Raw genomic sequence first — 12488 nt, forward strand, 5'->3', positions numbered from 1 at the left:
TACCGGCCGGGTCGGGCACGCGGTCCGCTTCGGCCTTCACGCTCGTCTTCCCAGTTCAGCCCGGCAATACCTATAACCGACTCCCAGGCTGGACAGCGTACGGACCACAGGAGGTCGTCGACTGCCGCCCATCACACGGCTCCACGTCGAACGGCGGATGGACGAGCGGCGCCCGTGCGGCTTCGCCGTACCGGGGAGGTGTCATCCGGGCGACGCCGCGTCGCCGGATCCTCCCGAGACCGCCTCGGTCCGCCTGTGCGGCCCTTCGCCGCGCGACGAGACCAGGCGTCTGTCCGGCAGGGGCGGGTCCGGCGAGACCGGCCGGTCGAAGATGTCGATGTCGACCTCTTCGCCGCCGACGACCAACGTGTCCCAGGCGCCGCTGACCAGCAGGGTCCGCACGGTCTCGCTCTTCAGCTTGCGCAGGTGCTCGACGAGGGTCGCGTCGTCGGGCATGCCGGCGATCCGCGGTGACAGGCGAGCGCGGATCTGCCGCAGTCGCTCTGTCAGGGCGTCGACGTCCGTGTCCTTGTCCGACCCGGCGTCGCCCTCGTCGATGCCCTGAACGATCTTGTCTTTGATCGCCCGGGTGACCCCGTTCTCGTCGGTCGTCACCATCGCGTTCCACGCGCGGCTCTTGTGCCGGTACTGCAGCATCGACATCGCCGCTTCGTGCCGGATGAAGTCCGCGTCGCGGAACGGCCTGCCACGCCAGTTGCGGTTGAGAGACCGCGCCAGCGAGATGGCCGACGCCAACCCGCTGTTGAGCCCGCGCCCCGGCCAGAAGTGGATCGCGTTGGCCGCGTCCCCGAGGAGGAAGCCGTACGTTCCGGGTGTGGTCGACGTCGGGGAGTGCAACTGGGCGGTGAACCGCGGGCGCTGCACCATGTCCAGCCGGAACGCGGTGACCGCGCTCACGTCGTCTTCCGTGATGCCGAAGAGCACCAGCCCTTCCTTCGCCCGCTTCCACAACGCCGATCCTCTGATCAGGGCGGGCAGGAAAAGCGTCCGGTGCGTCGAGCAGTGGAAGTCGCCGTCTTCGTTGCGCGCCATCAGGCACGGGCTGGAGGCGATGCATTCTTCGAACACGTGCCGGACGGGGTCGATGCCGACGACTTCCTTCGCCTCCTCGTCGGTGAGGCGCATGTTCAGGAATCCCTCGCCGCGCAGCGCGTTCAGGAGGAAACGATTCTGGGCCACGGTCAGCAGGACGGTCATGGGGTCCGACAGGCCGGACTTCACCCGTAACCCCAGCACGACGTCCTGGACGTGCGTGCCATCCAGCGAGTAGATCGATTTGTCGGCCTTGCCGAACTTGTCGGTGAAATGCTCGCGGGTGCGCGAGCGCCCTCCCTCGCAGATGGCCAACACATGGTCCCCCACCACGGCCTCGTGGTGTTTCACCGGATCGAAATTGGCGGGGATCAGGCGGATGCGGTCGGCTTTCTCGTTCGCCATCTCCAGCAGCGTGTCCTCGATGAACGCGATCCGGATGTTCCGCGGGCTGTAGCCGCGAATCGAATCAGGACCGGCCGGCCACATCTCCGTGTAGGAGCCGGCGGTGAACAGCCGCGCCTGGACCTCCTCCGGAAGGTTCAGGTACTGGCGGCTCTGGACGGTCACGACCTGCTGCCGCCGGTTGTTGCCCTGTGCCGCGTTCTTCCAGACGACGCGCGATCCGTCCTGGGTCCAGCGGCCGTCGTACATCGTGATGGCCACCCGCTGCCCCATGAGGTGGTCGAGCAGCAGGGCGAGGCTCAGCCCGACGGGGCCGCCACCCGAAACGGTGACGCGCATGACCTGCCCCGGCTCCACGCTCGGAACGGACCCGACGACCGTCTGGAGCAGGGAGGCGTCCATGACGGTCTCCGATTCGTCGAACGCCTCGAACCAGAACGCCTCCCCGCCGATGGTGATCACATCGCCGGGGCGGAGCACGTGGGAGGTGACACGTTCTCCGTTGACCAGCGTCCCGTTGCGGCTTCCGCGGTCGTGCACGACATAGCCGTCGGCCTCCCGGCGCACCTCCGCGTGAAAGCGCGACGCCCTTTCGCTCGTGATCACCACGCTGTTGTCGCCCCTGCGACCGAAGGTGATCGGTTTGTCGCTGATCGGAAACCGCTGTCCGGCAAGAGGACCTTCATGCCCGACGATCGCAGGCGGCATGGGCTGCACCCTTCCATCGGCTAACCGATGTTGACCATTTATCGTGTCACGCTTCGCGACTCCGGGAAATAGTCCGCAATACGGGTGTTTGCCGCCGAAAGCCCTGATCTCCGGCTCTTTCCTCCTGGCTTCAGGAACTACATGGACATCTTCGGCACGTACGGCGCGCTTGGCCGGCCGCACGACGTGGTCGCCGTGTTCGAGGAGCAGCGAACGTCCTGACCGGGCGCGTTTTAGGGGCGCACCGGCTTCAGGTAGCCGTGGAGAACCACCAGGCCCTTGCCGTACTTCTCGTCGACCTCGCGCTGGAGCTCCGGCCTGACCACCCAGACCCAGATCAAGACGTTGCCCGCCCGCCCGTCTTTCCGGGCGGAGAGCACGCCCTTGATCTCCTTGGTCGCCTTTTCTTGAAGGGCCTGGAGCTCTGCCTCGCTGTGAGGGGCCCGACTCAGGCACAACGCGCCGCCCCAGACCGCGCGGATCGCGGACTCACGGGCGGTCGCGTCGCCGGTGAACTGCAGGTTCAGCACGAGCCGCTTGGGATCGTTGGCGTATCGCTGCGCGTCTCGCGGGTCTGTGGAGTCATAGCCGTCGATCTCGTCCAGGTAGGCCTGGTCCACCCAGCTGGCCGCGTACCCGGGGAGCTCGCGGGCTCTGTCGAGCGCCGCGTCCAACGCCCTGTCAGTGGCCTTCTCCCGAGCGACCGGACGCCAGCCGCCCGCGGGCGTCGGACACGGTGTGGTGAAGTCGGTTTGACCGCTCCGGTCCGGGCGCGGCTTGGCCGGACGCGGAGGCTCGGTGAGCGTCAGGCGCGTCCCGTCCCAGGTGCCGACCACGTGGTAGTCGCCCCAGCTCACGCCGTCCTGGGCGGAGTGCTCGACCGCGTCCCAGTCCCACCCGATGACGTCGAGTCCGTCGCACTGGGGCGGCGCGGAGAGCATGACTATTGCGCAGAGCTGGGGACCGTGCCAGGTGTTGGAGAGCACCGTCCCGTCGGCCTGGTACCGCATTTTGGGAGCGATCGCGGCTGAGGCCGTCCCACAGGTGGCGAGCGCCACGAGCACGGCCGCGAGCCAGATGCCTCTCATGCCCCTGAGACGGCCCAAAACGCTCACGGGTTCACAATGATCGAAGACCGACAACCATTCGCATCGGAACCTGCCGCCGAAGATCGGTACGGGTGTAATATTCCTGCGATCACACGGATATACCGTTCCAAATCCCGGCGAGGTCCCCTTGTTCGGAATCATTCGCCCCTGCAGCGCGCACTCCTGTCCTTCGTTGCATGAGGCATGGCGGGCGCACCTCTGCGGGCTGTGTCTGACCTTGCGGGATGGCCAGAGTCAGGCGGCCCGGCTGGCCACCAACTACGACACGCTGATCATCTCGGTGCTCGCCGAGGCGCAGCTTCCCTCGGCCTCGCCGCATCGGACCGCCGGTCCGTGCGCGCTGCGCGGATTCCGTACGGCTGACGTGGTGGACGCACGAGCACGGGGTGCCCGGCTCGCCGCCGGGGTTTCGCTGGTGCTGGCCGCGAGCCGGATGCGTGACCAGGTGGCCGACGGGGATGTCGCCGCCGCCACGGTCGCGGCACGTACGCGCCTGGCGGCCCGCTGGCAGGAGGGCGGCGCCCGGCTGGCCGCCGGGGTCGGGTTCGACGTCGGCGTGCTGACCGCGACCGTGGACCGCCAACTGGAGCTGGAGCGCCAGGCGGGGTCGGCTTTCCCTCTCAACGGGCGGCCGATCGGACTGCTGGAGCTGACCGCCCCCACCGAGCAGGCCGTCGCGGCGGCGTTCGCCCACACGGCGGTGCTGGCCGAACGACCGGGCAACGCCGCGACGCTGGCCGAGGCGGGCGGCTTCTTCGGCCGCATCGCCCACCTGCTGGACGCGGTCGCCGACCAGGACGAGGACGACGCCCGGGGCGCGTTCAACCCGCTGACCGTCACCGGCACCGGTCGCGCCGAGGCGCGGCGGCTGTGCGACGACGCCGCGCACGGGCTGGCCCTGGCGCTGCGCGAGGTGGAGCTGGCCGACCGGCACCTGGTGGACGTGCTGCTCGACGCCGAGGTGCGGCGGGCCATCGAGCGCACCTTCACCGACAACGCGGCGACGGCCTCCTACGAGCAGCCGGGCTGGGTGCGCAAGTCAGCGGCCGGCGTGGGCACCTTCTTCACCTGCGGACTGTGGCGGCCCCGGTGGAGCAGGCGCAAGGGCCGTCCTTCCGAGGAGCGCTGCTACCTGCGCGACGGCAGTTGCTGCGATTGCTGCGAATGCTGTACCTGCTGCACCTGCTTGGAGTGCTGCAGCAACTGACCGCCGGAGGCGCGCCGCCCCGCCCGAGCGCATCGCCCATGTCGGCACCGCCACGGCCGTCCGCACGATTTGTTCACATGCAGCGGACATCCCCGAGTGAGCCGTGGTCGCGGTCCTGGATCTCGACGATGACCGGGACGCGCGAGAAAGCGGCGGAGTCTAGCCTCGGGGGAATTCCGAGCAGTGGAACGATTCGTTTTGGCCGATGCCCCTGTGCTGGAAGACGACGGTGACCGCGTCGGGGTCGATGTTCTCGCGCGCGGCCACGGCGCCCGCGGCGGTGCAGGTGAGCTGGCCCATCGACAGGTCGATGCGGGGGGCCTCGGCGGGGAAGAGTTCCGGCCTTGCCGTCGGATACGGCCGGGACGGAGGGAGCGTGATCAGAACTCTCGCACGGCCCGCGCTGACCTTGACTGGCCCGTGCACATCGGCGATCAGGTCGGTGCGCAGCCCCCGTTTGCGCTCGTCGGCGCTCGGGCCGTCCAGCAGCAGGTCGAGCGTCTCCTTCAGCGTGAGCGACGGGATGGGGCGGGTCACGGCCCGGAGCCGCGCGCCCGACACGAAGTACAGCCGGACGCTCGGGCGGAACCCCACCGCGGGCTCGCCTCCGTCCCTGACGCCGGTCGGGGCGATGCCGCAGCCGGCGGCCGCCATCGACGACACGACGACCACCGCGAGGGCCGCCGCCGCGCGGCGGGTACGGAAGATCACAGCTCGCCCCTCCCGATCGGCGAGGCGTCGTCGGGGTCGTTCTGGGGCGGCCGCGGGTGGCGGGGCAGCGTGAGGGTGAACACGGCTCCTCCTTCCGGCGGGTTGGCCACCTCGATCGTGCCGCCGTGCAGGCGGGCGTTCTCGCGGGCGATGGCGAGCCCGAGGCCGCTTCCGTCCGACCTGGTCCGTGCCTCGTCGGCCTTGGAGAAACGGTCGAAGACGTGCGGAAGGATGCGCGGGTCCACCCCGCCGCCCGCGTCCCGCACCTCGATGACGACGGTCTCGGGCTCGGCGCGGAGCCGTACGGTGACCGGGGGCGCACCGTGGCGGAGGGCGTTGCCCACGAGGTTCGCCATGATCACGTCGAACCGGCGCGGGTCCAGCCGGATCCGTACGCCCGCGGGCAGATCGAGGCCTACCCGGCCGGTCCAGCCGCGGGTCCGCAGGCAGGCGCGGATCGCGTCCGCCGCGTCGACGTCGTCCAGGACCAGCTTCGCCGCGCCGGCGTCGAACCGGGAGATCTCCATGAGGTCCTCGACAAGCCGGACCAGCCTGCCGACTTCGAGGTTCATCAGGCGGGCCGCCTGCTCCAGGTCCCCCTCCAGGTGGCCGGCCTCCTCCTCGAACACGTCGGCCATCGCGAGGATGGACGCCAGCGGGGTGCGCAGCTCGTGCGACACGTCGGCGACGAACCGGCGGGCCTGGACCTCCATGGTCCGCAGTTCCGAGACGTTCGCCTCCAGGGCGGCGGCCGTGGCGTTGAAGGTCTTGACCAGCCGCGCCAGTTCGTCGCCGCCGGTCGCCTTCAGACGCGTGTCCAGTTCGCCCGCGCCGAGCCTGCGCGCCGCCCGGTCCAGATCGCGGACCGGGCGCAGGACGCCGCGCGCCGCCACGAGGGCGAGCGCCACGGCGAGTAGCACGACGGGGATCGCCCCGTTCCTCGCGGCCGTGACCAGGAGCTCCTCCTCTCGCTGCTCCTTGGCGAGGGAGAGCACGAGGTACACCTCGACGCCCGACGAGGTGGCCTGCTTGCCGAGCACCACCGGCGTGCCGACCACCAGGTACGGCGTGCCGGACCTGACGACGCGCTGGTAGAAGAGACGGCCGCGGTCGAGGACGGTACGGCGCAGCTCGGACGTGATCGCGCCCGTGTCGTCACCCGAGGCGACCAGTCCCCCACCCCGGTAGGCGGCGGCCCCGGTCGCCTCCAGGAACGAGGGCGCGACGCCGTTGGCCAGCCGTTGCAGCGCCGGCCGGTCCGGCGGGTGCTGCATGTTCTCGGTGAGCGTCGCGACGCGCAGCCGGAACTCGTTGACGAGCGACCATTCCGTACGGGCCAGCATGAGGTCGCGCGCCTGGCGGTACACCAGCCCGGCGGCGGTCACGGCGCTGAGCACCGCGAGGAGCACGCAGACGATCATCAGCCGGGGGCGCAGCCCGCGCACCCAGACGGGGAGCCGGCCGTTCCCGCGATCTCGCCTCACAGGGGGCCGAACCGGTATCCGAACCCGCGCACCGTCTGGATGTACCGGGGCTTGGAGGGGACGTCCTCGATCTTCGCGCGCAGCCGCTGCACGCACGCGTCCACCAGCCGGGAGTCGCCGAGGAAGTCGAGCTCCCAGACCGACTCCAGGAGCTGCTGGCGGCTGAACACCTGGTTGTAGGCCGCCGACAGCTCCAGCAACAGCCGCAGCTCCATGGGCGGCAGGGCGATCGGGACCCCGGCCCTGGACACGGTGAGGGCGCCCCGGTCGATGGTCAGGTCGCCGTGGGTCTCCGGCCCGGCCGAGGCGGAGGCCGGCGTCTCGGCGGGCCCTCCGCGCCGCAGCACCGCGCGGATCCGCGCCTCCAGCACGCGCGGCCGGACCGGCTTCACCACGTAGTCGTCGGCGCCCGCCTCCAGGCCGCTGACCACGTCGAGGTCGTCGCCGCGGGCGGTGAGCATGACGATCGGCGTGGAACCCCCGGCGCGGATGCGGCGGCACACCTCGAATCCGTCGAGCCCGGGAAGCATCAGATCGAGCACCACGATGTCGGCGGGGGCGGCGGACAGGCGGCGAAGTCCTTCCTCACCGGTCCGCGCGGCCTCGACGTCGTGCCCGTTCCGGCCCAACGACAGACGCAGACTCTCCCGTACGGAGTGGTCATCCTCGATCAGCATCACCCGGGCCACTCGTCAAGTATCCGGTACGCCGGTTCTTCTTCCTGCGAATGCCGACATCCATTACATGCTCATGACATTCCGGTCATGGCCGGCGGACATTCCCCTGCCAGCATCGACGTCGTTCCTGATCAACGACCGGCGTGCGGGTCGCGGGGATCCTCCCGCCACGCCGCCACGCAAGGAGGACGCATGCGATTCATCCGTACCGCGCTGGCCGCCTCGGCGCTCGGCATCGCCGTACTGGCCGCGCCCATGACTTCCGCCGCCATGGCGGACACCCAGCCGGCGGCCGCCAAGCCGTCGCTCTTCCCCTCGCCCGTGCCGACCTCCCCGAGCGAGAAGAAGGCCGCCCCGATTCCGCGCCCTCGGCTCGTGCCGCGAGGCGCCCCGGAGACCGGCGGCGGCCCCTCGGACACCGCGAGCGTGCTGGTTCCTACGGGTGCCGCCCTTCTCGCCGCGGGGGCCGGGATGGGCGTGCTGACGCTGCGCCGCAGGTCGCGCGCCGGTGCCTGACATGCCGGGCGCGAGGACGGACGGCGGCCGTCGCGCCCTGGGCGTGGCGGCCGCCGCCGTCGTTGTGACCGGCGCCGTGTTCGTGGGCTGCGGGGTCCTCCCGGCCGACGCTCCTCCGGCCCCGCCGCCCGTGGCCGCCCAGACCGCACCGACCGCCGAGGGAACGGCGGCCGCGGCGGAGCGGATCTCCTCCACCGCGGCGCCCGTGCTCGGGCCGTCCGAGCCTCGCCGCCTGGACATCCCGAAGATCGGCGTCCACGTGGCGCTCGGCCGGCTCGGGCTCAACCCCGACGGCACGGTGCAGATCCCGCCGGTGGACCACCCCGAGGAGGCCGGCTGGTACGCGCACGGAGCGACCCCCGGCGAGCGCGGGGCGGCGGTCATCCTCGGCCACGTCGACGGCGGAGGCCGCAAGGGCGTCTTCTACGACCTCGGCCGCATGCGGACCGGGGACACCGTCGAGGTCGGCCGCGCCGACGGCTCGGTGGCCAGGTTCGTGGTCGAGTCGGTGGAGATGGTGCCGAAGAACCGGTTCCCCACCCGCCGCGTGTACGGCCCCCTGGACCACGCGGGCCTGCGCCTGGTGACCTGCGGCGGCACGTTCGACCGCCGGCGCGGCCACTACACCGACAACGTCATCCTCTACGCCCGTCTCATGACTCGATGACGGGGACAGGACGGTGATCGGGGTTCAGCCCAAGTAAGCCCGAACCCGACGCCGATCTCGAACAGCGTGCCGCGCCCGGCCGCCTCTCTCCACGCGCGGACATGCATAGTTCGTCGCACGAATTAAAAAGATGCCCGGTGTTATCCTGGCCGAATGGGTAAACCTGATGATGGCCCGATCGGGATTGTGGCCGCGCTGGTGCGGTCCTCGTTCCTGGTGAATGCCGTGTACGCCAAGTCGGCGCGGGAGTACGGACTGACTCCGCAGCAGGGGCAGTTGCTGTGTGTGCTGATGGCGCGTCCGCACGGCATGAGCGAGTTGGGGGCGATGCTGAGTCTCGCCAAGTCGAGCCTCACCGGCCTGGTGGACCGCACCGAGCGCAACGGCCTGGTTCGGCGTGAGCCGGATCCGCAGGACACGCGTGCGGTGTGGGTCGCGCTAACCGCGCAAGGCAGCAAGGTGGCAGGGGAGTTCTATACCGAGACGTGCAGGCGGATCGAGGAGTTGCCGGGGAGTCTCAATCCGGCTGAACGAGACACGCTCGCCGCCCTGCTGGGCCGCGTCGTGCTGGACAACGAGGTTCCTGCGGTCTTCCTGGAACCGGACGAAGGAGGCTCCGCCGCTCGCGAGCGCTGACGCGCGAAACCGCGCTCCCCGAGGGTTGCAGTTCGTGGCACGAACTAATATGGTTCGTGTCACGAACTTTCTAGTTCGTGGCACGAACTGCAACCTTCTCTGAGGAGCACGAAATCATGAGTCGCACAGTGGCGGTCATTGGCGGAGGCTACGGAGGCGCTTCGGTCGCCAAGGCGCTGGAGTCCGAGGCCGACGTCGTCCTCATTGATCCCCGGGACGCGTTCGTCAACTCGGCCGGATCGCTGCGGGCACTGGCCCAGCCCGACTGGGCGAGCAACATGTTCTTCCCCTTCGAGACGTTGCTTACCAAGGGCACGGTGGTACGCGACCGCGCGGTCTCGGTGGACCCCGGCGGTGTCACCCTGGCCTCGGGCGAGCGTGTTGCGGCGGACTACGTGGTCCTGGCCACCGGGTCCAGCTACACCTACCCGGCCAAGCCCGCCTCCGACTCGATCAGCGCGGCGATGGACGACCTGCGCTGGACGCACAAGGAACTGCGCCAGGCCGACAAGGTGCTGATCCTGGGTGCGGGTCCGGTCGGCCTGGAACTGGCCGGAGAGATCAAGGAGGTCTGGCCGGGCAAGCACGTGACCATCGTCGACCCGGCCGGGGAACTGCTCCCCGGGTTCCAGCCGGAGGTGGTCGAGGACCTGCACGGCCAGCTCGATGCCCGGGGCGTCGAGGTACGCCTGGGCACCAGCCTGGCGGCGCTGCCGAGCACCGAACCCGGCCGGGCCGACCCGTTCGCCGTCGCCACCACCGACGGCGAGGAGATCACCGCCGACATCTGGTTCCGCGCTTATGGGGTGAGCACCAACAGCGGCTACCTCGCGGACGGCAAGCTCACGACTCTCAACTCGCGGGGCCAGGTCCCCGTGACCGAGTTCCTCAACGTCGAGGAGTACGACAACGTCTACGCGGTCGGCGACATCACCGATGTCGCGGAGGCCAAGATGGCCGGCTACGCGATGCAGCACGCCGAGGTGGTCGCCAAGAACATCACCGCCCAGCTGAACGGCGAGCAGCCCACGGCCACCTACCAGCCTCTGCCCTACCCCATGATCCTGCTCCCGCTCGGTCCGAACGGCGGTGTGGGCCAGCTGCCCTCTCCCGAGGGCCCGTTCGTCGCTCCGGCGTCGATGGTCGCCGAGTTCAAGGGCACGGACCTGTTCACCGGCCGTTTCATCGAGCAGTTCGGCCCCACAGTCTGAAGAGACAGCCGGAAGAGACCACCTGAAGGGTTGGCACACATGCAGTACACCCGCCTGGGCCGCAGCGGCCTGTCGGTGTCCCGGCTGGTCCTGGGCACCATGAACTTCGGGCCGCAAGCATCCGAAGCCGACAGTCACGCGATCATGGACCGTGCGCACGCACACGGAATCAACTTCTTCGACACGGCCAACGTGTACGGCATCCAGCCGGGCGACGGCGTCACCGAGGAGATCATCGGCCGGTGGTTCGCCGCCGGCGGCGACCGGCGCGCCAAGACGGTGCTGGCCACCAAGGTCTACCTCCCGACGGGCGATGGGCCCAACGAGTCGTTCCTGTCCGCACTGCACATCCGGCGCGCGTTCGAGGCGTCGCTCAAGCGGCTCCAGACCGACTACATCGACCTGTACCAGATGCACCACATCGACCGGAATACGCCCTGGGAGGAGATCTGGGAGGCGTTCAGCGTTCTGCGCCAGCAGGGGAAGGTGCTGTACTTCGGCTCGTCCAACTTCGCGGGCTGGCACATCGCGCAGGCGCAGGAGGCCGCGCGGTCCCGGCACTTCCTCGGACTGGTCTCCGAACAGTCGAGGTACAACCTGATGACCCGTTGGGCCGAACTGGAGGTGCTGCCCGCAGCCCGGGCGTACGGCGTCGGCGTGATCCCATGGGGGCCGTTGAACGGTGGCGTGCTCGGCGGCGCCCTGCGCAAGCTCAAGGAGGGGGGCGCCTCCCGTGGCGCCTCGGGGCGCGCGGCCGCCACGCTCGCCGAGCATCGGGAAACCATTGAGAGATATGAGAAGTTGTGCGCCGACCTCGGCGCGGACCCGGCCCACGTCGGACTGGCGTGGCTGCTCGCGCAGGACGGGGTGACCGGGCCGATCATCGGGCCGCGTACGACCGAGCAGCTCGACGGCTCGCTGCGCGCACTGCAGATCACACTCGACGACGGCATCCTGGCCAAGCTGGACCAGCTGTTCCCGCCGCCGGGACCGAACGGGGCCAAGCCGGCACCCGAGGCGTACGCCTGGTGATCACATCCCTACTCTGAACGCCGGCATGCCGGCGATCACGTCCGGGCCGTTGCCGACGTCTCCATGCCACGACGGCTTCGCGGGCACACCGTGCGCAGCGGACTGACCGGCGACACAGCACATCGAATGAAAGGCAGAGAATTGTCTGTACAAAAGGTCGTCTTCGGGTTCGGCGCGCACAGCGGTATCGACGACGGGCCGGAGCTGCTGCGCATGGTCGAACAGGCCGACCGCGACGGGCTCGACCACTTCTCGCTGTCGGACCATCCCTACATCGGCAGGCGGCTGGACGCCTACGCTTCCATCGGATTCATCCTCGGACGCACGCAGCAGATCTCGGGCTTCGCCAACGTGACCAACCTGCCGACCCGCCCCGCTCCGATGCTGGCGCGGATGGTGACATCGCTGTCGGCGCTGTCCGGCGGTCGCGTCGTGCTGGGCATGGGCGCGGGCGGGTTGTGGGATCGGATCTCGGACATGGGAGTGCCACGGCTGTCGCCGGCCGATGCCGTGGACGCCTTCGAAGAGGCGATCATCCTGGTCAAGAAGCTGTCGGGTGGCGGACCGCCGGTCACCTACCAGGGCCGCCACTACCAGGTTGACCAGATCGAGCCCGCTCCCGTGGCCGCGCCCCCCGTGTGGACCGGATCGGTCGGCCGGAAATCCCTGGCCGCCACCGGCCGGGTGGCCGACGGCTGGATCCCCGGCCACGCGGCGGATTGGCTCAGCGACCGATATCGGACCTCGCGACCGATCATCGACCAGGCGGCGGCGGCCGTGGGCCGCGATCCGCACGAGATCCGCACGGTCTTCAATCTCCCCGGGCGCATCACCGACCGGCCGCTGCCCGCCACGCGCGACCGCGAGGGCCGCTGGATCGGCGGTTCGGTGGGCCAGTGGGTCGAGGAACTGACCGAGGCCGTACTGGAGCATCGCGCATCCGGGTTCACGCTCTTCTCACCCGAAGGCGGGACGCAGGACCTCGTCTCCCTCGGTCACTGGGCCACAGAGATCGTCCCGGCCGTACGCGAAGCGATCGCGAAGGAAGACGGCTAGGCGGTGGATCACGTGC

12 protein-coding genes are annotated in these 12488 nt (G+C 69.9%); 7 read left to right on the plus strand and 5 right to left on the minus strand.

Going from position 1 to position 12488, the window contains the following annotated elements:
• Positions 1-201: 201 nt before the first annotated feature.
• Together AWQ68_RS13570 and AWQ68_RS13575 are read right to left on the minus strand one after the other, a co-directional pair.
• A complete protein-coding gene (locus tag AWQ68_RS13570; RefSeq protein ID WP_084463952.1) occupies positions 202-2166 on the minus strand; it encodes an FHA domain-containing protein in 1965 nt (654 codons plus the stop codon).
• A 233-nt stretch (positions 2167-2399) separates the two neighbouring features.
• Positions 2400-3254, minus strand: a complete 855-nt coding sequence (locus AWQ68_RS13575) for a hypothetical protein (RefSeq protein WP_066940029.1) — start codon at positions 3252-3254, stop codon at positions 2400-2402.
• Positions 3255-3402: 148 nt separating this feature from the next.
• On the opposite strand from AWQ68_RS13575, the gene AWQ68_RS13580 reads away from it, so the two are divergent.
• Complete coding sequence (locus tag AWQ68_RS13580) at positions 3403-4482, plus strand: DUF5685 family protein (protein WP_066940032.1); 1080 nt, start codon at positions 3403-3405, stop codon at positions 4480-4482.
• Positions 4483-4641: 159 nt separating this feature from the next.
• Here AWQ68_RS13580 and AWQ68_RS13585 read toward each other — a convergent pair whose 3' ends face one another.
• From AWQ68_RS13585 to AWQ68_RS13595, 3 genes are read right to left on the minus strand one after another with little or no spacing between them, the layout of a single operon-like run.
• Complete coding sequence (locus tag AWQ68_RS13585) at positions 4642-5193, minus strand: hypothetical protein (protein ID WP_066940035.1); 552 nt, start codon at positions 5191-5193, stop codon at positions 4642-4644.
• On the minus strand, positions 5190-6677 hold the full coding sequence (locus AWQ68_RS13590) for an ATP-binding protein (RefSeq protein ID WP_245655897.1): 1488 nt from the start codon (positions 6675-6677) through the stop codon (positions 5190-5192). The genes AWQ68_RS13585 and AWQ68_RS13590 overlap by 4 nt, the downstream gene beginning before the upstream one ends.
• Entirely contained in the window at positions 6674-7366 is a 693-nt protein-coding gene (locus tag AWQ68_RS13595; RefSeq protein WP_169808913.1) for a response regulator, read from the minus strand. Before AWQ68_RS13595 ends, AWQ68_RS13590 begins: the two co-directional genes overlap by 4 nt.
• Positions 7367-7546: 180 nt before the next feature.
• Here AWQ68_RS13595 and AWQ68_RS13600 point away from each other — a divergent pair, with 180 nt between their 5' ends.
• The 6 genes from AWQ68_RS13600 (at position 7547) to AWQ68_RS13625 (ending at position 12472) form a co-directional block, all read left to right on the plus strand.
• Positions 7547-7870, plus strand: coding sequence for a hypothetical protein (locus tag AWQ68_RS13600; RefSeq protein ID WP_066940038.1), 324 nt, complete (start codon positions 7547-7549; stop codon positions 7868-7870).
• Between the two features lies 1 nt (position 7871).
• Entirely contained in the window at positions 7872-8537 is a 666-nt protein-coding gene (locus tag AWQ68_RS13605) for a class F sortase (protein ID WP_066940041.1), read from the plus strand.
• 153 nt (positions 8538-8690) lie between these two features.
• Positions 8691-9173, plus strand: a complete 483-nt coding sequence (locus AWQ68_RS13610) for a MarR family winged helix-turn-helix transcriptional regulator (protein ID WP_174554104.1) — start codon at positions 8691-8693, stop codon at positions 9171-9173.
• A 116-nt stretch (positions 9174-9289) separates the two neighbouring features.
• The gene (locus AWQ68_RS13615; protein ID WP_066940044.1) at positions 9290-10384 is read left to right on the plus strand and encodes an NAD(P)/FAD-dependent oxidoreductase; all 1095 of its coding nucleotides are present in this window, start codon (positions 9290-9292) and stop codon (positions 10382-10384) included.
• A gap of 39 nt (positions 10385-10423) precedes the next feature.
• Entirely contained in the window at positions 10424-11416 is a 993-nt protein-coding gene (locus tag AWQ68_RS13620) for an aldo/keto reductase (RefSeq protein WP_066940047.1), read from the plus strand.
• Positions 11417-11557: 141 nt separating this feature from the next.
• Positions 11558-12472 (plus strand): LLM class flavin-dependent oxidoreductase, encoded by a 915-nt coding sequence (locus AWQ68_RS13625; protein ID WP_066940050.1) that lies wholly within the window; start codon positions 11558-11560, stop codon positions 12470-12472.
• Positions 12473-12488: the final 16 nt, after the last annotated feature.

This window comes from Microtetraspora fusca (assembly GCF_001570365.1).
Taxonomy (GTDB): Bacteria; Actinomycetota; Actinomycetes; order Streptosporangiales; family Streptosporangiaceae; genus Microtetraspora; species Microtetraspora fusca.